Genomic DNA, 23,430 nt, shown 5'->3' on the forward strand with positions numbered 1-23,430 from the left:
GGAAAATACCTACCTTTGCAGAAAACTAATTTCTGTATGGCGTTATCACCACTGACGGCCGTGTCTCCTGTAGACGGCCGTTACCATCATGTAACTCACGAGTTGTCTGCTTTTTTCTCCGAATATGCGCTGATTAAATACCGCGTGTTTGTAGAGGTCGAATACTTTATTAGTTTATGCGGTTCGGGGGTGCCCCAGTTGGCGCATTTTGATGGCAGCCTCAACGATAAGCTGAGGGATATCTATCGGCATTTTTCATTGGAAGACGCCCAATGGATTAAGGAAAAAGAGAAAGAAACCAATCACGACGTGAAAGCGGTAGAGTATTTCCTGAAGGACCGGTTTGAGTCACTGGGATTGGTAGACTCATTGGAATTTATCCATTTCGGGCTTACTTCGCAAGACATCAATAATACGGCTATCCCTTATTCGTGGAAAGAAGCATTGACCAACGTTTATATACCTCAGGTTAACGCGGTTAATAACACACTCCGGCAACTGGCCACAACATGGGCCAGAATCCCCATGCTCGCCCGTACCCATGGCCAACCGGCTTCCCCCACCCGCTTGGGGAAGGAGATCAATGTATTTGTCGAACGGCTTACCAACCAGTTGCAGCTTCTCGTGTCCATACCGCACGCCGCGAAATTCGGAGGTGCCACGGGCAATTTCAATGCGCACCAAGTGGCCTATCCTGACTTAGATTGGGTGGCATTCGGCAATGCCTTCGTGAACGATACGTTAGGATTGCACCGCTCACAAACCACTACGCAAATTGAGCATTACGACCATTTTGCGGCGCAATGCGACGCGTTAAAACGCATCAACAACATCTTAGTCGACTTATGCAGGGATATCTGGGCGTACATCTCGATGGATTATTTCAAGCAAAAAATCACGAAAGGTCAAGTTGGTTCGTCAGCAATGCCCCACAAGGTCAATCCCATTGATTTTGAAAATGCGGAAGGTAATTTGGGCATTGCCAATGCGCTTTTTGAACACCTCGCTGCGAAGCTGCCGATATCGCGCATGCAACGCGATCTTACCGATTCGACCGTGCTCCGTAATATCGGAATGCCCATGGCACATACACTTATCGCCTTCAAGTCCACTATAAAAGGGTTGAATAAGCTCATCCTGAATGAGGCGGCACTCAAAGCCGATTTGGAGCAAAACTGGGCTGTGGTGGCGGAAGCGATTCAAACGATTCTGCGCCGCGAAGGGTATCCAAAACCCTACGAGGCCCTCAAGGAATTGACCCGTACCAACGATACGATCACCCAGACTACCATCGCGGCGTTTGTGGATACGCTTAACGTAAGTGATACGGTAAAAGCCGAACTGAAGGCCATAACACCGTGGGACTACACGGGCGTGTAATCTGACGATATGTTGACCCGGATTTTGCTGGAATATTAATACCTTTGTAAAAATGACGAAGAAATGGCTACGATAAACGTTTATACCGAATATACACCGAACCCCGCGACCATGAAGTTTTTGGTCAATAAATTATTGGTCAATGGCAGCTTGGACTTCCCGGATCGGGAAAAGGCACAAGCATCTCCGTTCGCACGGGAGCTGTTTAAGTTCAATTTCGTGAACGGTGTGTTTTTCGCCAGCAATTTCGTGACCATTACCAAAACCGAGGATGCCGAGTGGGAAGACATCGAAGCGATTTTAAAGGACTTCGTAAAAGGGGCCGTGGAATCCGAACTCAAGGTGCAAGAGGTGGTAAAAGATGAAGAGGTAAACTTTGAAGGCACGGAAACCGAGATTAAAATACAGCAAATCCTGCACGATTATGTGCGTCCGGCGGTCGAACAGGATGGCGGAGCCATCAATTACCGGTCATTCGAAGAAGGGACGGTATTCGTTGAGTTGCGTGGGTCGTGCAGCGGCTGTCCCTCTTCCACGATTACGCTCAAAGCGGGCATTGAAGGACTACTCAAACGGATGGTCCCGGAAGTACAGGAAGTGGTAGCCGAAGCAATGTAAGCTGACTTATGTCTTTCAACGTATTCTTTGCCTCGATCCTCGGAGTCTTTTTTGCTGCGGCGTGTAGCAGCGCACCCGACCAAAAGGACAATCGCCGTAAAGAAGCCGATCGGCGAGATACCACTGCCGACACGGCAGAAAAAAGGACCATTTTATTTTATGGAAATAGCCTTACTGCCGGCTATGGGCTTGAAAGTCAGGATCTGGCGTTTCCAGGCCTTATTCAGCAACGGATAGACTCCTTAGATCTACCTTATCGTGTCATCAACGCCGGGCTAAGCGGCGAAACTACAGCCGCTGGAAATGAGCGCATCGACTGGTTGCTCAACGAGCATATCGACATTTTTGTCTTAGAATTGGGCGCAAACGACGGCCTTCGGGGAATACCTACCGAAGAAACCAGAAAAAATCTGCAAAATATCATCGATAAGGTGACCGCAAAATATCCCGAATGCAAACTGGTACTCGCGGGTATGATGGTACCGCCGAGTATGGGTGGTGACTACGGCAAGGCATTCACAGCCCTTTTTCCGGCATTGGCTAAAGCCAATAACATGGCTTATGTACCGTTTTTATTAGAAGGGGTAGCGGGAGAAGCGGGGCTTAATCAACGTGACGGCATCCACCCCACCGAAGAAGGACACCGCATACTTGCCGAAAATGTATGGAAAGTATTGCAGCCATTACTTTAAACTTTCCATTTTCCCGCGTCTAATTTATCGGTAAAATCCTTAACTTTAGCACCGAATCAGTAATAACCCATTATAATGAGCGAAGACATAAACAAATTAGAACGTATCGCATCCCAGGTCAGGCGAGACATCGTGCGGATGGTTCACGCCTGTCAATCCGGACACCCTGGCGGATCCCTGGGTTGTGCCGATTTTTTTGTAGCACTGTATTTCAGCGCGATGGAACGTAAAGCCGGATTTGATATTGACGGTATCGGGGAGGATATTTTCTTCCTTTCCAATGGACATATCTCGCCCGTATTTTATAGCACTCTTGCCCGTGCTGGCTATTTTGATGTCAGTGAGTTGGCCACATTCCGCAAGATTAATTCCCGCCTCCAAGGCCACCCGACTACCCATGAAGGGCTGCCCGGTGTACGTGTCGCCTCGGGATCGCTTGGACAGGGCCTTTCCGTAGCCATCGGAGCGGCACGCGCAAAAAAGCTGAATGGTGATGACCATTTGGTATATGCCCTGATGGGCGACGGCGAGCAGCAGGAAGGCCAGATCTGGGAGGCCGCAATGTATGCACCATACAACAAAATAGACAATCTCATAGCGACTATCGACTATAATGGGCAACAGATCGATGGCGCCACCGAAAATGTATTATCTCTCGGCAACCTTAAAGCTAAGTGGGAGGCATTCGGCTGGGATGTCTTAGCGATGAACGGCAATGCTATGCAAGAGGTTGTAGCCGGTCTTGCCGAGGCAAAGTCGCGCACCGGAAAAGGTAAACCGATTCTAATACTGATGAAGACAGAGATGGGCTATGGCGTGGATTTCATGATGGGATCCCACAAATGGCACGGGGTAGCCCCCAATGACGAGCAACTGGCCGCTGCGCTTTCCCAATTGGAAGAAACGTTAGGCGACTATTAATAATACGACATCACCTATCAGGCGTCAGATAGGAAGCTGATAGCTGACAGCTCAAATCTCAACAATAATGAAAAAATATACATACACCGATAAAAAAGACACACGCTCCGGATTCGGGGCTGGATTGTTAGAAGTAGGGCGAAAAAACGACAACGTGGTGGCACTGTGTGCTGATCTGGTTGGTTCCCTGAAGATGAACGACTTTATCAAGGAGTTTCCCGATCGCTTTTTTCAGGTAGGCATCGCTGAGGCCAACATGATGGGGATAGCTGCGGGACTGACCATTGGCGGAAAAATCCCTTATACAGGCACATTTGCTAACTTTTCCACGGGACGTGTTTACGACCAAATCCGGCAATCCATTGCTTATTCGGGAAAAAACGTAAAGATATGCGCGTCGCATGCGGGGCTTACCTTGGGCGAAGACGGTGCGACTCATCAAATTCTGGAAGATATCGGTTTAATGAAGATGTTGCCGGGAATGACTGTCATCAACCCGTGTGATTATAATCAAACCAAAGCCGCTACCATTGCTATCGCTGACCATGATGGACCGGTATACCTACGTTTCGGCCGGCCCGTAGTCCCAATTTTTACCGATGCCGACCAAAAATTTGAAATTGGCAAGGCGTGGATGGTCAATGAAGGCAGTGATGTCAGTATCTTTGCGACGGGCCATTTGGTATGGGAAGCCATCCAAGCAGGCGAGCAATTGGCCGAATTGGGCATCAATGCCGAAATCATCAACATACACACCATTAAACCACTGGATGAGGAAGCCATCTTGAAATCGGTGACCAAAACGGGTTGTGTTGTCACTGCGGAAGAGCATAACCGGCTCGGAGGCCTCGGCGACAGTGTCGCACAGGTTTTGGTCAAAAACCGTCCAACACCACAGGAATATGTAGCGGTGGATGACAGTTTCGGAGAGAGCGGCACACCAGCGCAGCTTATGGACAAATATGGATTAAACGCTGCTAATATCGTGGCAGCTGCCCAACGGGTGATCAAACGGAAGTAAAAGCAAGCAGCGAGGCAAGGCCAGTGGATGATGGAAGACGCCCAGATATTGGAGAAATTTGCAGATAAGCGTACACGGGACGATGCATTTGCATTATTGCTAAAAAAATATCAACAGAAAATCTATTGGCATGTACGGCGTTTGGTCATTGATCACGACGACGCGGATGATCTGGTACAGGACATATTTATAAAGGTGTGGAAAAATCTGGAGAATTTCAGGGAAGATGCGCAGCTTTATACTTGGCTTTACCGTATTGCGACCAATGAATGCATCACGTTTCTGAATAAGAAAAAACAACGGCAGAACGTTTCGTTGGATGACGAAAGTTCTGCCTACCTTACGGATTCACTCACGGAAACTGCTTATTTCAATGGCACCCAAGCGCAACTAAAACTGCAGCAAGCGTTATTGACATTGCCAGACAAGCAGCGTATGGTATTCAACATGAAATATTTCGATGATCTAAAGTATGAGGAAATGTCAGACATCCTCGGCACAAGCGTTGGCGCGTTGAAGGCATCTTACCATTTGGCAGTAAAGAAGATCGCACAATTTTTTGAGGCAAACGATTAAACCTTTAGGTAACAAAAACATCTAAGGAATACCATGAAGGATAAACACACATATAATCATGTGGGCGCATCGGGCACACTCCCTGAAGCCTTGCGTGTGAATCCATACGTCCTGCCGGAAGGTTATTTCGAAGATTTGCAACAACGCATACTGTACCGGTGCCGCCATATAGACGATCCGCAACCCGGATTTGTGGTGCCCGAAGGTTATTTCGAGCAACTCGGAGATAGCATGATGGCCAAATTTGCCGAGCAAAAGCTGAAGGACATGGTCGACGAAGCCGGGTTTTCGGCGCCACCGGCGTATTTTGCCGATCTGACAGAACGGTTGTTGGCGGCACAAAAGCTCAGCAAACAGACCAGGGAAACAGGCTTTACGGTTCCCACTGCTTATTTTGATACCCTGCAAGACCGCATCACCAACCGGGTTCTCGGACGGGAAATGGCCCCTGTTAGGAAAATCAACAGGCCACGGTGGATGGTGTATGCCGCGGCAGCTTGTTTTGCTGTAATAATAAGTGTCGCGGGTCTACTCAGATTAACTGATGATAGTCGGCCGAATGCCGGTCCATTGGCATCAGTATCTGATCAGGAAATCCTCAACTACCTCGAACTTTATGGTACAGCAGACGACGTAGTCTATATTTCCGAACATTTAGATGATTTCGACAAAGGCTACATTGGTGAAGGACTCAGTGAAGAAGATATAGAAGCATACCTTAATCATACGCTGTAGAGATGACCGTAATAAAACAATTGAATCTTATCGCAATTACGCTGTTGCTTTCCGTTACCAGCCTAACAGCACAGGAAAGCAGGGCACAGCGATTTGAACGAATTGAAGCGGAAAAAATAGCCTTCATTACGAAAGAACTCAACCTTACGCCCCAAGAAGCTCAAAAATTTTTCCCGGTGTATAACCAGTATTACAAGGAAATATCTACACTGAAGCATGAGCGGCGGGGCGGAAGCTTGAAAGGGCAGCAGAACCTACAAAGCCAACGATTGCCAGGCAACACCCTCAATCCCAACAATCACGATGTCCTGGCATTTGATGCCAAGGAGCTAGAGTTAAAAAAAATCTACCGGAAACGTTTTGCCAGCGTTGTTGGGGAGGCCCGCGCTTCACGATTTTTCGAGGTTGAAGAAGAGTTTCGCAACTACCTGCTCCGCGAGTTGCAATACCGGCGCCGCGATAAAGAACACGAGTAAACCCCACCGGATGCATGCTTACTAATCGGCAGCTTTTTTTATTGAATACCGCGCAGACCTCCCACTCTCCAAGGCTTATTGAGATCGAACGGGCAGAAGGGGTTTACCTATATGGGCCCAATGGTGAGAAATACATCGATTTGGTGTCTGGCTTTGCGGTAAGCAATATCGGGCATCGGCATCCTAAAGTACTCGAAGCAATCACCCATCAGCTCAACAAATACTTGCATGTAACCGTATATGGCGAGTTTGTACAGGCTCCCCAGGTTGCACTGGCCACCAAACTGTTATCCGTGCTTCCCGATCGGTTCGACACCGTGTATTTTACCAACTCCGGAGCTGAGGCTACAGAAGGTGCCATGAAAATAGCGAAGAAGTTTACCCGACGCCGTGAAATCTTTGCCGCCCACAAGGCATACCACGGCAGTACACAAGGTGCCTTAAGCCTCATGGGTAACACCGAGTACCATAGGGCATATGCTCCCCTCTTGCCAGAAATCAAGTTTATTCATTATAACGCACCTGCGGATCTCCATCAGATTACTACCGACACGGCTGCAGTAATTTTGGAAGCCATACAAGGCGAAGCGGGTATACGCGTGCCCGATGCAGACTATATGCGCTCGGTACGCAAACGTTGTGATGACGTGGGCGCGCTGCTTATTTTTGATGAAATACAAACCGGCTTCGGCCGTACGGGAAAGCTTTTTGCCTTTGAGCATTATGGTATCGAGCCGGACATCATCCTGCTCGCCAAAGGTATGGGGGGTGGCATGCCAATCGGCGCGTTTGTGGCAAACAGGTCCGTAATGGACGTCATTAAAGACAACCCTATTTTGGGACACATTACCACATTCGGCGGGCATCCAGTAAGCTGTGCTGCGGCGTTAGCATCGCTTCAGGTCATATTGGATGAACGTCTGATTGGACATGTTGACCGCAAAGCCCAATTATTCCGCCAATATCTCCAACATCCTGCTATTCATGAAATACGGGGTAAAGGGCTAATGCTCTGTCTGCAGCTAAACACATTCGCTCAGGTAGAACAAATCAGCAACTACTGTGCGGCACAGGGCGTCATTATCGACTGGTTCCTTCATTGCGAAACCGCGCTACGCATTGCACCTCCGCTCACCATCAGCGAAGACGAAATTAGAACGGCCTGCGACGTCATTCTCGACGCACTTTCAAAGCTGGATGGTTAGCGGCCCGCGGCTACTTCATCTTCAAACGCGCTAAAAATTCATCCTTCCTGCGCGACGATACTTCAAGTGTCACGCCATTTGCTAGCACCACAGCTCCCCCCTTCCCCCTGACATATTTAACTACGTAATCTAAATTGATCAAGTGTGAATGGTGTATGCGAAAAAAATGATATCCCCCAAGTAATTCTTCAAAATGCTTCAATGTTTTCGAAACGGTATACTTCTGCCCTGATACGGTGAAGATGTGCGTATAATTGACATCAGACCGGCAATGTACTACCTCCGACACGTCTACGAACTCATAGCCATCGGCCGTTGGCAATCCCATTTTTTTTGGTTTATCAGCGCCGGACAAATTATCCAATAACGCCGCAACGCGCACTGACAATTGTTGCTGTTCGTTCCGCTGGAAGACCCTGTTCATTGCATTGGCAAAATCCCCTACGGCAATGGGTTTCAGCAAGTAGTCCAAAGCAGCAAAGCGGAAAGCCTGAACCGCATATTGATCATAGGCTGTAGTGAATATCAAGTTAAAGGCAACAGCTCCTAAGGCGTTCAACACGTCAAACGCTGTTCCACTTTCGCCAAGCTGCACATCCATAAAAACGATATCGGGCTGCCGAGTGCCAATGCCCATTACGGCCTCGTCAACGGTCGCAAAGGTACCAACAAGGCGTACACTATCCTGGTAAGGGAGCAGCAAACGGCGTAAACTGGCTACGCAATGTTCCTCATCGTCAATAATTACAGCATCCATCATGGTCTCAAAAAGCAAGTTGCAGCGGCAGTCGCACTTCCGTAAAGACTCCCCCTCCTTCCGTTTTGTCTATGATATCCAGGCGTCCTTGCACGTTTTTCTGCTTATTCAGTATCGCCAACCGCGCCTCGGTAAGCCGGAGCCCAAATGAACGCTTAGAAGCTTTGGCAACATCTTCCGTTCTCCTTCCTACCCCATCATCGTCTACACTACATATCAGCGTTTCTCCTGCCTTCCGAAAAGCGATGTGAATGTGCCCTTTCCCTTCCTTCCTGGCCATCCCATGCCAAATGCTGTTTTCAATCAAGGGTTGTAACAGCATGGGGGGTACTAAGGTATTGTCTATATCAATGGCCTCATCGACGTCAATACGGTAACTAAACTTATCCGATAAGCGCTTGGCTTCCACTTTCAGGTAAAGCTCCATGAACAATAAGTCAGCGGCCAACGAAATCTCCTTCCGGTCAGAATTTTCCAGCGTTTGGCGCATCAACTGAGCAAATTGGGTAAGGTATTCCTGAGCTGATTCAATATCGCTCTTGGCGATATAATCGCTGATAGAATTCAACGAATTAAAAATAAAATGGGGATTTAGCTGGGCGCGCAATGCCTTTAATTCAGTATCGGCCACCAACGCTTTAAATTCGGCATCTTGTTTTTGGACGACAATGTCACGCCTGCGTTTGTACAATATAAAACCCAATATCCCAATCACCAGCAACACGCCTCCACCCAATAAACTCGCATTTCTTATGGTCGTTTGCCGTCGAATCTCTGCTTGCGCCAGAGCTTTCTGCTTCTCGAAATCATACTGTAGCTGCCTGCGGTTGATTTCCACGCGGCGGTTTTGGCTGGTGAGGCTGTCCTGAAAAGCATCGTAGCGCTTATAAGCTTCCAACGCATCTTTATAGCGATGCTGTGCGGCATATACATCCGCCAACGTAGCCCAAGCAGCCTTTTGGACAGTGGCATTGTTCAAGGCGCCGTCCATCTTCAGCGCATCCGATGCGAAACGCTCGGCATGCACCAGATCATGCCCCGCCAAGTAAACCATAGCGGCATTGATGTACGCTGTTGTACGGACAAAACCAATTTGATGCTGTTCGATAAGCGCTAAACTTTCTTCTATAGCTTCCTGAGCAGCATGCGTTTCGCCCAAATGCACATACACTAATGATAGACTGCACAACCCATTGGCAAGAAAAACCCAATTGGATGTCTCTCGAGCTAAACTGATGGCCCGCTTTAGATAATATGCAGCAGAATCATTTTGCTGAAGGTTCCCATAGATATTACCAATATTGGCAGTGGCTGCAAGTTCCATATCATTCTGAAAAGCCAATACCCGACGAAAATAATTCAAAGCTTTCCCGTACTCCTCCTGTTCGTAATAAATGTTACCAATGTTTCCAATGATGCCTGCCTGATAGGACGCCAATACGTCTTCACTTTCGGCCAGCTGCATCGCCTGTTGATAATACTCCAATGCTCGGTACGGATCTCCCAGCGCATATTGATACACCAAGCCCAGTCGTTCATAAGCGAGTAGCGTACCTCTTGCGTAACGGATAGCGCCCGCTATTTCTAATGTTTCGTTGGCAAAAGCCAGCAGTATCGTATCCGTTGGGTTGGCCAATAGGCGCTGCCTGAGGTAATCGTTGCGGAGGTCTACTAATGCGGTGTCTATTACGTCTCGGCGCGCAAGGTCCGCATGAAGCGAATCCAACGGCCGCTGAATGTATCCTTCCATCGAACCAATACTACATATTACGACGAGGGATAGGAGACCTTTCATAGAATCAAACTTAGGTAAATTTTGTACTTAATGCAAAATAATTAATTTGTATGCAAGAAAAATTAATTCACCCCTTCGCTGTCCTCCACAAGCACCTATTGAGTTAGAAATTTACGGTTAATAAATCACTTGGCACAAGAAATCAATAAAAAGCGGCAGAAAATCAGTAGCACTTCGACCATGAAGTATCAAGCTGTATTTTTAGAAAAACTTTTGATAATCATGGAATCATACGACAACACCACGGTACCCGACCCCAAACTGATGGACAAAGACAACCTGAAATCCTTTTATAAGGAACAATTGCCCTCGCTGCTAAAAACCGTATTTCTAAACCCAATTTCCGGTACGTTCGAACTGTTTAAAAACCCACAAAAAGGCGCCTACAACAACTCAATCCTACTGTTATTGAGCACGATGGCTCTCTATCTTGTCGTACCTTATCTACTGGCCGGTAAGTATATAAGAGAAGTGCTTTCCCTCGGCGTGCTGCTAAAAATCTCCATCTCTTCAGGCGTATTCATACTGGTGATTTCGGCCCTCGCCTTTGGGATAAAATCAATCAGCGGAAAGCCCATCTTTAAAAACGAATTGCTTGTGGGTGCATTATGTGGCATCGGATTGGTTTTGGTACTTGTGTCCTTTGTTTTTGTGCGCGTTTTTTCGGGTAATATCGACCTATTTGACATGATGGATCCGAGTCGCTTACTTTCAAAACTCCGCCTCTTACTGGTATTCACGCTATATATTTTCTTGTTCATGGTTAACATCTTCCAGCAATCCCTTAAAGCCAGCGGCACGAAGGATGCCATCAGTTGGTATATTTCGCCATTGGCTATCCTTTTGGCGTTTTACGTGTGGGGGAAAATTACCACGGCATTTTTGAAGCCGGATATGTCGCCCTTCTAGTCCGAACAGCATATCTATGTTACCGGAATCATAAATCATTACGCTTAAAAAAGAGAATACCCATGAAATCTTCCATTATCATCGTTGCATTATTCGTATGCGCTACTGCGGTGAGTTGCTCCAAAAAGGATACTCCCGTACCCAGCGCTGATTATTATTTCCGTTTCAAAGTAAACGGTGTGCAAGTGGATTACCCATATCGAACGGGAATAGAACATAATCTCATAGGAAACGTAAACATGGCCGGGCATGACGCCGATCTGGGGAGCTACTACGTATGCAATCTTGCAGGCATGCGAACACTTGCCGAAGGCGGAGCATTAAACAATTATCGCAACAACCTGGTTATTTTCATGCAACATCCTGAAAAATTCGATACAGGGGTCACCTATTCCAACGTTTCTTCGGGCTCCACCATGCTAATCTATCAGCTATTTATGATGGGATATTACGACAACGATGGGGTATTATACAGTGCTTCCAATCTGAATAACAATCCGTATAGCGTATTTGGTAATGCAACCGTAACATTTGATGAAATAACCGACACGAATGTAAAAGGATCGTTCTCCGGCGCGCTGGAAGCACGCGATGTGAGCAACGGAATCGTGGTCGTCACAGGCACGGTCGACATCACGGATGGTGAGTTTTTCGTACCGAGTTTCCGCGCAGTACCGTAAAACTAAACCACCCGGCACAACACCCCTTTCAGGTACTCTCCTTCGGGGAAGGATGCTCGTATCGGATGATCTTCAGGCTGAGAAAACTGGTGGATAAACTGGATTTCCTTACCTGCATCTATCGCTGCCCAGGCCAACACTTGCTTAAAGGTCGTTATATCCATCGCGCCTGAACATGAAAATGTAGCCAATAAACCGCCCGACTCTAACAGCAGCAGCCCTCTCCTATTTAAATCCTTATAGGCCCGGGCCGCTTTATCGAGGCTCGAACGCGAAGGCGCATATTTGGGCGGATCAAGAACAATAAGATCGAACCGTTCATCACTATCCGCAAATGCACGGAGTTGCTTGTTTACATCAGCTTGGATACCCGAATGTCTTTCTCCAGTCCAACCATTCAACGCTACGTTCGCTTGCAGCGTTTCGATAGCTAAGGCAGAGCTATCCACACTCACAACCTCCTTAGCCCCGTGTGCCAACGCATTCAACGAAAATCCGCCAGAATAACAGAAACAATCCAATACCCGCTTTCCAGCTGCATATTTCGCGGTCAATAAACGGTTGACTCGCTGGTCACAGTAAAATCCTGATTTCTGGCCTTCTTGGATATTCACCCGATAACGGATACCATGCTCAGACACTTCGACCCATTCTGGGGGATGAATACCGAAAAGCAACCCGTTGTCCAACGGCAATCCTTCGTGCATACGGGCGTTGGCATCGCTGCGTTCGTATATACCGCTGGGAGCCAGTAAGCGATTCAGCTCGCCAACGATAATTGGCTTCATGCGCTCCGTGCCTGAAGCGTGTATTTGCAACACCAGAAAATCCGCATACTTATCGACAATCAATCCCGGCAAAAAGTCTGCTTCAGCGAATATAAGCCGCAAGGTATCGGTGTCTGCGGCATCAAGCAAACGTTTCCGTGCGGTTATCGCCCGTTGTATCCGTACACGCCACCATTGTTCATCCGGAAACTGGCTGACGTCCCAATCCATCAGTCGAATAGCCACACGCGATTGGCCGTTGAATAGGCCATAAGCGACAAATTCACCTGACGAATCCGTCACCTGAACGATGTCGCCGTCAAGGATGTCGCCGTTACTATCTTCTATTGCGCCTGAAAAGACCCATGGATGCCTTTGGCGGGCAGCCTTGTCCTTACCCTTTTTGAGTTTAATGATGTGCATCGGCTGCAAACATAGGCAACTTACCAGTTATACACAAGCGGGCAAACACCCATAGACCGATGAAAGTACGTTTTTTCCCAAAACAAGTTTTTTATGCACGGGATGCAACACATGCCTCCTTGCCTGCGTCTATTAGTCAAAAGCAAGTCGGGAATAGCAGCAGAGCGCATTGGAAATACCATTTTTGAGTCATAGTAAGCAACGAGTTGGAAGCCTCATTCAATGATAAGCATTATGAATTGGTAGTGGCCTGTAAACGAGGCGATCGCCAATCCCAATTCAAATTGTACAACTTGTACGCAAAATCCATGTACAACACGGCTTTACGCATTGTACAGGATGAAGCGGAAGCTGCGGATGTATTGCAAGAGGCCTTCATAGACGCATTCACCCGCTTGGACAGTTTCCGTCAGGAAAGCACATTTGGGCTTTGGATAAAACAAATTGTAATAAATAAATCCATCTCCTCCCTGCGCAAGCGGCGATTGCCGTTGCAGTCGCTCGACGAAGAAGACGAAATCGCTGAGGAGGAAACGGAAGATAGCCATATTGAATGGAAAGTGGAAGCGATTAAAAATGCCATTCATAAATTACCCGACGGCTATCGACTGGTTCTTACGTTATATTTGCTTGAAGGATACGATCATGAAGAAATTGCACACATCTTGCGTATCAGCGAAGCAACTTCGAGAAGCCAATACCTTAGGGGAAAGCGTAAACTACTGGATTACTTAGTGAATTGACGGTGTTATATTAGGAGACGATATGAAAAAGGATTTAAAAATATTCATTACGGAAAACAGGGCTGCGTTTGACGATGCAAATCCTCCTGCGGATCTTTGGCAACGGATCACCAGCGATTTGGATCAACATGAACAACCACATCCCGACAAGCTTCTGATTAGAAAATCCTGGGTGATGCGGGTCTTGAGTGTAGCAGCCATTACATTTATAATCGGTACGGCCGGCATCTTCATATACTTTTATGGGAAAAAACAGGCCTACGAAGATTACAGTCAGATCAATCCGCACCTGGCCGCCGAGCAACAGGTGTACGCCCAGCTTGTCACGCAAAAAAAGGACTCTATTGCATACATTGCCACATCTAATCCCGCATTATACGGCGAATTTTCAAAAGTACTTAACCAGATGGAGGCCAACTACCAAGTGCTGAAACAGGAGTTTTCGAGAAGTCCGAATAAAGAGCTGACACTAGAAGCCATGATACGAAACCTCCAAGCACAAATAGAAGTGCTTAGCCAGCAAATGGAAATACTGAATTATATAAACAGCACAAAAAACCAAACCAAAAATGAACAGATTTAAACTATTCGTGACCTTCATCATACCCGTATCGTTGCTTCACCTGACCGCATTCGGCCAGTCCTGCCAGTACGTCGAGGAAGAAACACTGAAGGCGTCGGTTGAGACGATCACCGAACTGACCGCTGAAATCGGTGTGGAAGTGCTGACAGCACTTGGGAATATCGATTTCGAAACCATTGCCAGTGATGCAGTAAAAATGGCCATGCGAAACCTGGATCAGGGTCAAGCGGAAGCCCGGCCCAATATGACCGGTCATGTTGGTTTTCAAAAAGAAAAAGTCATCGAAAAAATGTATCCAATTCGCAGCCATACAAAGGTCAGCATTGCCAACCGATATGGCAAGATCAAGCTCCATAATTGGGCACGCCGAGAAATTAAAGTGGCCATAAGGATACGTACTGCTGAAAACTCAGAGAAGCGAGCGCAGGAGGCACTCGATCGCGTTCGTATTGATGAATCCATTTCAGAAAACAGCATATCATTTAAGACAAACATCTTGGCTGACGATTCCAGCTGGTGGTCTTCGTTGACAAGCGGTGCTACAGACCGTGCCCTACAGGTAGATTATGAAATTTATATGCCAAGGGAGAATGAATTAGCGCTGGCCAATCGGTATGGGCCAATCGAATTGGGCGACCGGGATGGCAGTGTAGCGATATCGGTCAGCTATGGCAGTCTTCAAGCCGGCCGTCTCCAAGGCCCCAACAACTCGTTGGCAGTTGCATATTCCAGTGCCACCATCGTCTACCTCAACGAAGGCGACGTATCTGTTCGTTATGGCGGTTTTAAGTTATCTGAGGCCGAAAAAATCACGTTAGCGATGAGTACCTCCAGTGGTGGCTACATTGGCAAGGTCAACCGAGAAGCCGATATCAGCCTGCGATACAGTGGTGGATTTGAAATGGGGCTCGGTCCGGCCATCCAAAAAGCCAACATCGCGGCATCCTATTCCAATGTACACATCAAACCGGCCACTGATGCAGCGTTCAATTTCAGCGTGTCGGTGAGCTATGGTGGATTCGACTATGACCATAACCGCATTAGTATCGGCAGCAAATCTGAGCGTAGTACCTCAAAAAGTTACACCGGTTATTGGAATAAAGCGGTCAATAACTCGGTAAGCATCAGCTCCCGTTATGGGGGGGTAAGCTTAAAGTAGGCAAATGCGCTTAAGGCAGGAAATTATCCAAATCGCTTTCTCAGCACCGCGTATAACTTATCCACAGTAGCCTGTTTATCGGCCCAGTTATTTTTCTGAGCATAGTTGGTTTGCAGGAAAGCATCCGCCGAAGCAAAATCATCGTACCGGTTAAGCAATTCTATTGCTTCACTATAGGCTAAGCTGTAGCCGTTGAAAAGATCCTTAATAAACAACAACTTGTCATTAAGGCTGATAGCCGACTTAATGTCTGTAACCCGTTCAGTATCTCCTCCGCGACGGGCGGCCAGCAGCGAACCGGCAGCCCCAGCAGTTCCCGCTTTCCGTTGTGCTGAAATGAGTTCGTTCAGTGTCAGCGGACGTACCGCTTTTTCCGGTTCGGCCGTGGATGCAGTGAGCAAATCGGAGGCGTCTACACTCACCGCTTTCTCCGCAATGGTAACTTCATTGACAACTTCGTTAGCCATTTCCTCATCATCGGCTCCTTCATTAGCATCTTGCACTTTGTCCGCTCCATTGGGAACCTTATCTGCTCGTTCGGATGTACTATTCGATGATTCAACGTCAGCACTTCCTTCTTCATCTGTCTTAGCAATCAGCTGCGGCGACACGTCGCCCGCTGTTTCACTGACGTTCTCAATTTGTTGGGCATGTAAGGACTGTTCGGTTTCCGTATCCACAGCAGGCGTAAAAATCGGCTCGCTGGCATCCTTGTTATGCTCCATGTCCTCCTTTGAAGGCGCTGGCGCCGGTTCGGATTTAGCCGTAAAATCCCGGGGATTTTCCCGCACTTCTTCAAATTGAGCGGCGTGTATTGCCTGCTCCTCCTCTGCATCGATTGCGGGGGTAAAGTGGATTTCCTTTTCCGTTCCGGCATTTTCTTCCATTCCAGCGTCTTGGCTTTCACGCGGTTCTTCGTCTGAAACAACTGCCGCAGCCGGTACGTCACCTTTATCTGTCTTTAGCAATTTATTGTACAACGCCGCAAGCCCAGCAAAATAATGCGTCGTAGACTCAAAAAGATCGCCCTTCAAGGAATGCTTTGGCTTGGTATCAGCTGCCAATTGTTGATATTGGTCATTAATGTCGTCCAATAGTGCTGTTATCCGCTCTAAAATTTGCTGTTTTGTCGCCATACGATACTGATAGAAACGCCCTTATTTGTACGTTATCAATAAATAATTCTGTCTGCTATTCGCTGACATGATTGGAGTCTTACCTGTCAAAACAAGCCCGATCATGTCATCAACGAAAGATTAGTCAAACTTAGCTAAATTGCCGCGAATATACAAATTACAAAAACGGCATACTAAAGCGGTTTATCGGCATTAAATGCTGATATTAGCGGCGCTTAGCGACAAATAATTTGAGTGGCCAAACGAAAAAGGCCCAAACGAAATATGCGATACGGATATGCTATTTTCAGAAGATAGGTTGGTGCGGCGTGATGCTTCATATGGAAGCATAGAAGTGATTTGCGGTTCGATGTTTTCTGGCAAGACCGAAGAGCTCATCCGGCGGATACGCCGAGCACAATTTGCGCGACTAGATGTGGAAATCTTCAAGCCAACGGTAGATACGCGTTATCATCATAGGGATATCATCTCACATGATAGCAGCCATATTTCCTCAACGCCCGTTGAGCATTCCTCAACAATCTTACGATTAGGCAGTACAACACGTGTTGTAGGTATCGATGAAGCGCAATTCTTTGATGACGGATTGCCCGACGTTTGCAATGAGCTGGCAAACCGCGGACTCCGCGTGATTGTCGCGGGCCTGGATATGGATTTCAAAGGCCGACCTTTTGGACCTATCCCTGCGCTATTGGCCATTGCCGAACACGTCACGAAGGTACATGCGGTTTGTGTACGATGCGGAGCCCCTGCAAACTATTCCTACCGGCTAGCAGGAGACCAACAAAAACTGCTGCTAGGCGAAAAAGAGAGCTATGAGCCCAGGTGCCGGGCATGTTTTTTTTCGGCCTAGCGGGCGATTTGCACATCGGGTGCGTTGCTTAGCCTACAACTTGCTAATCAACTCGTCGCTCATCGGCTCTACTTTCGATCGAAAGCGATGAACTAGATTGCCCTCTTCGTCGATAAGGAACTTTTCGAAATTCCACTTGATCTCACCGGTGAAATCAGCATTACCAGCTGTGGTTAAGTACTGAAATAACGGCGATATATCGTCTCCTTTGACACTGCTTTTCTCAGCCAACAGGAACGTTACACCAAAATTCTTTTCGCAAAAGCCCTTAATTTCTTCGTTGCTCCCCGGTTCCTGCCCTCCGAAATTATTGGCCGGAAAACCTATCACAACCACTTTATCGCCATATTTTTCCGCCAACTCCTGCAGACCCGCATACTGCTTGGTAAACCCACATTCGGAAGCCGTATTTACCAGCAAGAGTTTTTTGCCCTTAAATTGGGAAAGGTTGACTTGCTTACCATCAATGGATGTAAAGGTAAACTGATGCACATTATTCAATGATGAACCCAGCATCATTGAAATGACTAATAATACCATTGTTTTCATTTTTATTTTCTTTTTTCTAACAGCTAACCATTAACCACCGCCGGTTTTTCTTCACGAACTATAACTGTATCTCGTAATTTCTCTCACGCTGAATAATATAGTCAAACAACTCCGCGATAGGACGGCGCAGCGTCTTACCTACCTTGACCTCGTACTGGTCACATACTTCTCGTAGCTGTTCTATAAAATGGAAGGCAATCGATCCCACAAAGTGACACACGTAATCCCGGTAGTCGGGAAAAAGTCTGATGTTGGTTGCGATAAACTCCTTAAAGCCATTCTTCAGCAATTCGTCGATAAAGGGATGATGAATATTTTCCCCCATAAAAATAGCAAAAGAAGCCAAATAAGCATTCGGAGAAGCCCGCTGATACACGTTCTTAATGACTATTTCCTTATTAATCCGGTACCTCGCGCGGAATTTCTCCGACAGGTCGGCAGGCATTGTGCCGTACAAATACTTGGTCACGAGTTGTTTTCCGAACCATACGCCCGACCCCTCATCACCCAGTACATAACCAATGCCCTGCCGGGTGGGAAGCACATCCTGGCCATCGAAGAAGCTAACATCCGATCCGGTGCCTAAGGTAGCAATGTACCCTTTCCGGTCGCCACATGCCGCATAAGCAGCTCCAAGCAGATCGGTTTCTACGGAAATAAATGCATGATTAAAGAGTTGAGACAAGGCATTGGAAACCATTTCACGCCTATCGGGGCTCGTGCATCCGGATCCAAAAAAATACACTTCACTTACACGGTCTGCATAAGGTAAAATCTCCGGAACATTCTGTATGATTTTGGCAATATCTTTTTCATTTACAAAAAAGGGATTTAATCCTTTCGTTGTAAATGCCAGTCGTTGGCCGTCAGGAAGAGCCAACATCCAATCCGATTGAGAGGAACCGCTATCTGCTACTAATATCATTCAATACACAAGTTTACGCGTTAGCTTGCTTCAGAATATCAAACTTAGACAAATTTGCTTTCATTTGCAAGTCAAACCCTCGCCGACTTCGGACTTATCGCGTACCTACTCTGTTTTTAGCGTACCTGCTATCTGATTTAGTGTTATTTCGGCCAGTTTGGCTTGATATTGGGCCGTGCTATATCGGGCACTGGCATCCACGAAGTTGCGCTGGGCCTCGCGAAATTCCAGCGGAGCGATACTGCCAAGCTTAAATTTTTCAAGCGTGATATCCATGTTCTCTTTCGCAATAAGCTTATTCCGCTCCTCAAGCCTGACCAACTCCAGGTTCATCAAGTAGGTCTGGTAGGCCGCAAGCAACTGGGCCTCAATATTCTTACCAACCCGATCAACCTCGATTTCTGCCGCTTCCATAGCAAATTCCGCATTCCGTTCGTTGCGTCGTTGCATAAGTCCATTAAAGATGTTTACGGAGGCGGCAATACCGTAATTAAACCCATTATTTTTCGATTCAGTCGAAAATCCAAGTGCAGCCCGGGATTGCGACCGCGTGTAAGCCGATGAAACGCTAATGACAGGGTAACGCTCACCTTTTACGCGTTTGAGCTCCAGTTGGCTTATCCGGTGGTTGACAATGGCCGATTGCAAATTTGGGTTCAATTGCTTTGCCCATCGGGAAAGTGTTTCATAGTTCAGATTGTTGGCGATGATGATCGTATCCGTCACACTGAAATCGGTATTCACGTCACGCGCCAGCAACTCATTGAGTCGGATCTGTGTACTTCGGTATTGATCACGCTGGCGCAGCAAGTTAGTGGTGTCGGTATTCATATCCACGCTCGCCGCTAATACTTCCAATTTGGAAGCGCGGCCGATCTGGTATTGGTTTTCGGCTGTTTGATAGCGAAAGGCGGATAGCTCCAGTGCCGTCCGGGTCGCATTGATAAGTTGTTGCTGCTGCACCAGATCAAAATAGCTACTCATCACTTCGAATACGGTAGTCAAAATAGCCGCCTTGAGGTTGGCATCGCCAAGCGCTTTCAGCGCTTTCAGTTGCTCATAGCGGGTAAACATTTGCAACCCATCAAATATCGTCCAATCAAGACTGGCTCCGTAAGCCGCAGACCGACTTCGGGCACCGCGCAATGCACGCGTTTCACCACTCAACAAGGTTTGTGTAGTATTTTGGATAGACGCCGCCGCCGATACGTCTCCACTGACCGTTGGCAGCATACCGGCATTTCCAATATGTACGTTGTTTGCCGCTATCGCTACATCCGTGGCGACCAAGCGAATATCAAAATTATTTTCCAACGCAAGTGCGACGGCCTCTTCTAAGGTAAGTTCTGGTTGAGCGACTCCGAAATAAGGAATGACAAAAAATACAATATAAATAAGTTTTTTCATAATTAATGCACGCCGGCCATCACCTCTTCTTCTATGCGTTTAGCTTCTTCTAATTCATGGTTAACCTTGTGCTCCCTTGACCAAAGCGCATAAACAGCAGGAATAACATACAAGGTAAGTATCAGAGAAAATAAGGTTCCTCCCACGATGACGACTCCCATACCAATACGGCTAGTCGCCGCAGCTCCAAAGGCTACGGCAATGGGTAAAGCTCCCAATGCAATGGCCAAACTGGTCATTAAAATCGGGCGAAGCCGTGCCTCAGCCGCCTCGACAATAGCCTCCCGTACAGGCAACCCTTTTTCCTTAAGTTGATTGGCAAACTCCACGATGAGAATACCGTTTTTTGTAACCAGCCCAATGAGCATTACCGTACCAATCTGGCTGAAAATATTCCACGATTCGCCCGTGATCCAAAGGGACAGCATTGCACCCGCCACCGCCATAGGCACTGTGAGGATAATGATAAACGGGTCCAAAAAGCTCTCGAACTGTGCGGCCAGAATCAAGTAGACCAACAACAACGCCAGGCCAAAAGCAAATAATGTATTGGAGCTACTTTCACGGAAATCGCGCGATTCACCGCCCAGGTCGGTAGAAAAACTTTCGTCCAACACTTCGCTTGCAATCCTGTCCATAGCGTTGATACCATCTTCAATGGTCTTTCCACGTGCCAGCGATGCAGAAACCGTAGCAGACATGAACCGATTGTTGTGGTACAACTGCGGCGGGCTACTACGTTCTTCCATTGTCACCAGGTTATCCAACTGGACCAAGCCGCCGTTTGTACTCCGCACGGACACGGCTGCCAAGTCCAGTGGCGAGCTCCGATCTTGATCCATAAATTGTCCAATCACTTGGTATTGCTTTCCGTTCATCAAAAAATAGGCAAACCGCTGACCGCTCAGTGACAATTGTAATGTCTGGGCCACATCCAATACTGACACCCCTAAGCTTTGTGCCTTCTCGCGGTCTATGCTGATATTAAGTTCAGGTCTATTGAATTTCAGGTTTACATCTACGTTGACAAATGTCGGATCAGCTGTTGCCTTACTCATAAATTCCGGCACTTTCTCTTCCAATTTTTGGAAGTTGACCGCTTGTATGATATACTGGATGGGCATCCCCCCGCGTCGGTTTACCGAAATGGTCGGCTGTTGTGAGACAAACGTGCGAGCCTCAGTAAACCTACGCGTTTGACGCGTCAATGCATCAGCGATCTCCTCTTGCGAGCGCTCTCTTTCTTCGGGGGATACAAGGCGGATGCGCATTCGGCCGCTATTGGCGCCGCCAGACCCAAACCCCGGCGATGTATTCACAATATTCGTCGTCTTCTCCGGAATAGAATCGTTTACCAATTGGGCCAATTTTACCATAAAACGATCCATGTATTCGTATGAGCTGCCTTCCGGTCCGGTAATATTGGCGGTTATCAGACTTCTGTCTTCATAGGGAGCCGTTTCCTTCCGAAGGTGTACCCAAAACCAAGCGATAAGTCCAAAGCATAATGCAAGAATAGGGAAACTGACCCACTTCATTCGCATAAACTGCTGCAACGAATGTGCATAGCCCTTTGTCATTTTTACGAAATAACGCTCTGTCACATGGTAAAATTTGGAATGCTTAGGACCACCCTTGCGCATCAGGTAGGCGTTCAGCATGGGCGTCAGTGTCAGCGCCACAAAAGCAGAAATCAATACCGCCGACGCGATGACTACACCAAACTCCCGGAACAAGCGCCCTACGAAGCCTTCCATGAACATCACCGGCAAGAACACGGCAGCCAGCGTGATGGAAATGGAGATAACGGCAAAGAAAATTTCATTGGATCCTTTGATGGCCGCCTGTATAGGCGACATTCCCTCTTCTATTTTCTTATAGATATTTTCCGTCACTACAATGCCGTCATCAACCACAAGGCCTGTCGCTAGCACAATGGCGAGCAAGGTCAGCACATTGATCGAAAACCCACACAAGTACATCACAAAGAACGTAGCGATAAGTGACACGGGTATATCAATCAACGGCCGGAAAGCAATACTCCAGTTTCTGAAAAAGACGAAAATAATCAATACCACCAGGACCAAAGCTATCAAGATAGTCTCAGCCACTTCTGTTACTGACTTTTTTATAAAGATGGTATTATCAATGGATGCTTCTAGTGAAATGTCGGGCGGCAATTCTTTCCGCAGCTGTTCCACACGTTCGCTCAACAGGCTGGCAATTTCGATGTAATTTGTACCCGGCTGTGGGATAACGGCAAGGGCGACCAAAGGTGTCAGCGATTCGCGGATATTCGTTTCTAAATTTTCAGCGGCCAATACCGCTCTGCCCACGTCACTAAATCGAATGATTCGATCGCCTTCAGACCGGATAATGAGGTTGTTAAAATCTTCCTCCGTTGTCAGGTTACCTATAGTCTTGATTGCCAGCTCGGTATTCTCTCCAGTAATTTTTCCTGAAGGAAGCTCCACATTTTGGCGGTTGAGTGCATTACGTACATCCAGCGGCGTAATACCATAAGCCGATAAACGCATCGGATCGATCCACAAACGCATCGCGTAGCGCTTCTGGCCATAAATTTGTACCGCACTTACACCCGATATCGTTTGAATACGCTGTGCAATTACATTGTCAGCAATATCATTTAAATCCAACGGATCACGTGTCTCGCTTCTGACAGTCAATATAACAATCGGTTCGGAATCCGCATCCGCTTTGGAGACCACCGGAGGAGAGTCGATATCATCCGGTAGGCTGCGCATAGCTTGCGAAACCTTGTCCCGTACATCATTGGCAGCTTCTTCCAGATCCTTCCCCAGCACAAACTCGATATTAATGTTGCTGGAGCCTTGGTTACTCGATGAAGAAATATTCCGTATTCCATCGATTTGGTTGATGGCACGCTCTAAAGGTTCGGTGATTTGAGACTCTATGATGTCGGGATTTGCCCCTGCATAGCTTGTCCGCACCGATACGATCGGCGGGTCTATCGAGGGAAACTCACGGACACCAAGAAAGGTATATCCAATTACACCGAACAAAATGAGCATCAGGTTCATTACAATGGTAAGAACCGGCCTCTTGATACTAATGGTGGACAAGCTCATTGCTGTTTCA

The 23,430-nt window shown here is 47.3% G+C and carries 23 protein-coding genes; 15 read left to right on the forward strand and 8 right to left on the reverse strand.

The features are described from left to right. The first annotated feature begins 36 nt into the window (after positions 1-36). The 9 genes from purB (at position 37) to B5X72_RS17500 (ending at position 7,624) form a co-directional block, all read left to right on the forward strand. Entirely contained in the window at positions 37-1,380 is a 1,344-nt protein-coding gene (purB, locus tag B5X72_RS17460; protein ID WP_079718213.1) for an adenylosuccinate lyase, read from the forward strand. 63 nt (positions 1,381-1,443) lie between these two features. Beyond that, positions 1,444-1,998, forward strand: coding sequence for a NifU family protein (locus tag B5X72_RS17465; protein WP_079718214.1), 555 nt, complete (start codon positions 1,444-1,446; stop codon positions 1,996-1,998). 8 nt (positions 1,999-2,006) lie between these two features. Next, the gene (locus tag B5X72_RS17470) at positions 2,007-2,690 is read left to right on the forward strand and encodes an arylesterase (RefSeq protein WP_079718215.1); all 684 of its coding nucleotides are present in this window, start codon (positions 2,007-2,009) and stop codon (positions 2,688-2,690) included. A gap of 75 nt (positions 2,691-2,765) precedes the next feature. Then, the gene (locus tag B5X72_RS17475) at positions 2,766-3,611 is read left to right on the forward strand and encodes a transketolase (RefSeq protein WP_079718216.1); all 846 of its coding nucleotides are present in this window, start codon (positions 2,766-2,768) and stop codon (positions 3,609-3,611) included. 67 nt (positions 3,612-3,678) lie between these two features. Beyond that, the gene (locus B5X72_RS17480) at positions 3,679-4,632 is read left to right on the forward strand and encodes a transketolase family protein (RefSeq protein WP_079718217.1); all 954 of its coding nucleotides are present in this window, start codon (positions 3,679-3,681) and stop codon (positions 4,630-4,632) included. A gap of 30 nt (positions 4,633-4,662) precedes the next feature. Further along, positions 4,663-5,208 carry an RNA polymerase sigma factor gene (locus tag B5X72_RS17485; protein ID WP_079718258.1) on the forward strand — a complete coding sequence of 182 codons (546 nt, stop codon included), beginning with the start codon at positions 4,663-4,665 and terminating at the stop codon, positions 5,206-5,208. A 33-nt stretch (positions 5,209-5,241) separates the two neighbouring features. Then, a complete protein-coding gene (locus tag B5X72_RS17490) occupies positions 5,242-5,943 on the forward strand; it encodes a hypothetical protein (protein WP_079718218.1) in 702 nt (233 codons plus the stop codon). A 2-nt stretch (positions 5,944-5,945) separates the two neighbouring features. Continuing rightward, entirely contained in the window at positions 5,946-6,419 is a 474-nt protein-coding gene (locus B5X72_RS17495; protein ID WP_079718219.1) for a hypothetical protein, read from the forward strand. 14 nt (positions 6,420-6,433) lie between these two features. Then, entirely contained in the window at positions 6,434-7,624 is a 1,191-nt protein-coding gene (locus B5X72_RS17500; RefSeq protein WP_079718220.1) for an aspartate aminotransferase family protein, read from the forward strand. Between the two features lie 10 nt (positions 7,625-7,634). Here B5X72_RS17500 and B5X72_RS17505 read toward each other — a convergent pair whose 3' ends face one another. Further along, the gene (locus B5X72_RS17505) at positions 7,635-8,384 is read right to left on the reverse strand and encodes a LytR/AlgR family response regulator transcription factor (RefSeq protein WP_139378765.1); all 750 of its coding nucleotides are present in this window, start codon (positions 8,382-8,384) and stop codon (positions 7,635-7,637) included. 4 nt (positions 8,385-8,388) lie between these two features. Next, a complete protein-coding gene (locus tag B5X72_RS17510) occupies positions 8,389-10,176 on the reverse strand; it encodes a tetratricopeptide repeat-containing sensor histidine kinase (protein ID WP_079718222.1) in 1,788 nt (595 codons plus the stop codon). 222 nt (positions 10,177-10,398) lie between these two features. Between B5X72_RS17510 and B5X72_RS17515 the strand changes: the two genes are divergently transcribed. Continuing rightward, entirely contained in the window at positions 10,399-11,085 is a 687-nt protein-coding gene (locus B5X72_RS17515; RefSeq protein ID WP_139378766.1) for a hypothetical protein, read from the forward strand. 62 nt (positions 11,086-11,147) lie between these two features. After that, entirely contained in the window at positions 11,148-11,765 is a 618-nt protein-coding gene (locus B5X72_RS17520) for a hypothetical protein (RefSeq protein ID WP_079718224.1), read from the forward strand. Between the two features lie 2 nt (positions 11,766-11,767). Here B5X72_RS17520 and B5X72_RS17525 read toward each other — a convergent pair whose 3' ends face one another. Then, the gene (locus tag B5X72_RS17525) at positions 11,768-12,955 is read right to left on the reverse strand and encodes a class I SAM-dependent rRNA methyltransferase (RefSeq protein ID WP_079718225.1); all 1,188 of its coding nucleotides are present in this window, start codon (positions 12,953-12,955) and stop codon (positions 11,768-11,770) included. A gap of 206 nt (positions 12,956-13,161) precedes the next feature. Here B5X72_RS17525 and B5X72_RS17530 point away from each other — a divergent pair, with 206 nt between their 5' ends. From B5X72_RS17530 to B5X72_RS17540, 3 genes are read left to right on the forward strand one after another with little or no spacing between them, the layout of a single operon-like run. Continuing rightward, a complete protein-coding gene (locus B5X72_RS17530; RefSeq protein ID WP_079718226.1) occupies positions 13,162-13,698 on the forward strand; it encodes an RNA polymerase sigma factor in 537 nt (178 codons plus the stop codon). Between the two features lie 22 nt (positions 13,699-13,720). Beyond that, positions 13,721-14,281, forward strand: a complete 561-nt coding sequence (locus B5X72_RS17535; protein WP_079718227.1) for a hypothetical protein — start codon at positions 13,721-13,723, stop codon at positions 14,279-14,281. Continuing rightward, on the forward strand, positions 14,268-15,440 hold the full coding sequence (locus B5X72_RS17540) for a hypothetical protein (protein ID WP_079718228.1): 1,173 nt from the start codon (positions 14,268-14,270) through the stop codon (positions 15,438-15,440). The genes B5X72_RS17535 and B5X72_RS17540 overlap by 14 nt, the downstream gene beginning before the upstream one ends. 23 nt (positions 15,441-15,463) lie before the next feature. On the opposite strand, the gene B5X72_RS17545 is transcribed toward B5X72_RS17540, so the two are convergent. Continuing rightward, entirely contained in the window at positions 15,464-16,576 is a 1,113-nt protein-coding gene (locus tag B5X72_RS17545) for a hypothetical protein (protein ID WP_079718229.1), read from the reverse strand. Positions 16,577-16,853: 277 nt separating this feature from the next. Between B5X72_RS17545 and B5X72_RS17550 the strand changes: the two genes are divergently transcribed. Beyond that, positions 16,854-17,429 (forward strand): thymidine kinase, encoded by a 576-nt coding sequence (locus B5X72_RS17550; protein WP_079718230.1) that lies wholly within the window; start codon positions 16,854-16,856, stop codon positions 17,427-17,429. Between the two features lie 33 nt (positions 17,430-17,462). On the opposite strand, the gene B5X72_RS17555 is transcribed toward B5X72_RS17550, so the two are convergent. The 4 genes from B5X72_RS17555 to B5X72_RS17570 form a co-directional block, all read right to left on the reverse strand. Further along, positions 17,463-17,978 carry a glutathione peroxidase gene (locus B5X72_RS17555; protein WP_079718231.1) on the reverse strand — a complete coding sequence of 172 codons (516 nt, stop codon included), beginning with the start codon at positions 17,976-17,978 and terminating at the stop codon, positions 17,463-17,465. A gap of 58 nt (positions 17,979-18,036) precedes the next feature. After that, positions 18,037-18,903, reverse strand: coding sequence for an N-acetylglucosamine kinase (locus B5X72_RS17560; RefSeq protein WP_079718232.1), 867 nt, complete (start codon positions 18,901-18,903; stop codon positions 18,037-18,039). Positions 18,904-19,008: 105 nt separating this feature from the next. Continuing rightward, positions 19,009-20,310 (reverse strand): TolC family protein, encoded by a 1,302-nt coding sequence (locus tag B5X72_RS17565; protein ID WP_079718233.1) that lies wholly within the window; start codon positions 20,308-20,310, stop codon positions 19,009-19,011. Between the two features lie 2 nt (positions 20,311-20,312). Continuing rightward, on the reverse strand, positions 20,313-23,420 hold the full coding sequence (locus B5X72_RS17570) for an efflux RND transporter permease subunit (protein WP_079718234.1): 3,108 nt from the start codon (positions 23,418-23,420) through the stop codon (positions 20,313-20,315). Positions 23,421-23,430: the final 10 nt, after the last annotated feature.

Source organism: Parapedobacter luteus (assembly GCF_900168055.1).
GTDB classification, from domain to species: domain Bacteria; phylum Bacteroidota; class Bacteroidia; order Sphingobacteriales; family Sphingobacteriaceae; genus Parapedobacter; species Parapedobacter luteus.

Excerpts from the sequence above, each read along its gene's own strand:
- purB (WP_079718213.1), top strand. The coding sequence starts at position 37 with ATGGCGTTATCACCACTGACGGCCGTGTCTCCTGTAGACGGCCGTTAC.
- B5X72_RS17465 (WP_079718214.1), top strand. The coding sequence starts at position 1,444 with ATGGCTACGATAAACGTTTATACCGAATATACACCGAACCCCGCGACC.
- B5X72_RS17470 (WP_079718215.1), top strand. The coding sequence starts at position 2,007 with ATGTCTTTCAACGTATTCTTTGCCTCGATCCTCGGAGTCTTTTTTGCT.
- B5X72_RS17475 (WP_079718216.1), top strand. The coding sequence starts at position 2,766 with ATGAGCGAAGACATAAACAAATTAGAACGTATCGCATCCCAGGTCAGG.
- B5X72_RS17480 (WP_079718217.1), top strand. The coding sequence starts at position 3,679 with ATGAAAAAATATACATACACCGATAAAAAAGACACACGCTCCGGATTC.
- B5X72_RS17485 (WP_079718258.1), top strand. The coding sequence starts at position 4,663 with ATGGAAGACGCCCAGATATTGGAGAAATTTGCAGATAAGCGTACACGG.
- B5X72_RS17490 (WP_079718218.1), top strand. The coding sequence starts at position 5,242 with ATGAAGGATAAACACACATATAATCATGTGGGCGCATCGGGCACACTC.
- B5X72_RS17495 (WP_079718219.1), top strand. The coding sequence starts at position 5,946 with ATGACCGTAATAAAACAATTGAATCTTATCGCAATTACGCTGTTGCTT.
- B5X72_RS17500 (WP_079718220.1), top strand. The coding sequence starts at position 6,434 with ATGCTTACTAATCGGCAGCTTTTTTTATTGAATACCGCGCAGACCTCC.
- B5X72_RS17505 (WP_139378765.1), bottom strand. The coding sequence starts at position 8,384 with ATGATGGATGCTGTAATTATTGACGATGAGGAACATTGCGTAGCCAGT.
- B5X72_RS17510 (WP_079718222.1), bottom strand. The coding sequence starts at position 10,176 with ATGAAAGGTCTCCTATCCCTCGTCGTAATATGTAGTATTGGTTCGATG.
- B5X72_RS17515 (WP_139378766.1), top strand. The coding sequence starts at position 10,399 with ATGGAATCATACGACAACACCACGGTACCCGACCCCAAACTGATGGAC.
- B5X72_RS17520 (WP_079718224.1), top strand. The coding sequence starts at position 11,148 with ATGAAATCTTCCATTATCATCGTTGCATTATTCGTATGCGCTACTGCG.
- B5X72_RS17525 (WP_079718225.1), bottom strand. The coding sequence starts at position 12,955 with ATGCACATCATTAAACTCAAAAAGGGTAAGGACAAGGCTGCCCGCCAA.
- B5X72_RS17535 (WP_079718227.1), top strand. The coding sequence starts at position 13,721 with ATGAAAAAGGATTTAAAAATATTCATTACGGAAAACAGGGCTGCGTTT.
- B5X72_RS17540 (WP_079718228.1), top strand. The coding sequence starts at position 14,268 with ATGAACAGATTTAAACTATTCGTGACCTTCATCATACCCGTATCGTTG.
- B5X72_RS17545 (WP_079718229.1), bottom strand. The coding sequence starts at position 16,576 with ATGGCGACAAAACAGCAAATTTTAGAGCGGATAACAGCACTATTGGAC.
- B5X72_RS17550 (WP_079718230.1), top strand. The coding sequence starts at position 16,854 with ATGCTATTTTCAGAAGATAGGTTGGTGCGGCGTGATGCTTCATATGGA.
- B5X72_RS17555 (WP_079718231.1), bottom strand. The coding sequence starts at position 17,978 with ATGAAAACAATGGTATTATTAGTCATTTCAATGATGCTGGGTTCATCA.
- B5X72_RS17560 (WP_079718232.1), bottom strand. The coding sequence starts at position 18,903 with ATGATATTAGTAGCAGATAGCGGTTCCTCTCAATCGGATTGGATGTTG.
- B5X72_RS17565 (WP_079718233.1), bottom strand. The coding sequence starts at position 20,310 with ATGAAAAAACTTATTTATATTGTATTTTTTGTCATTCCTTATTTCGGA.
- B5X72_RS17570 (WP_079718234.1), bottom strand. The coding sequence starts at position 23,420 with ATGAGCTTGTCCACCATTAGTATCAAGAGGCCGGTTCTTACCATTGTA.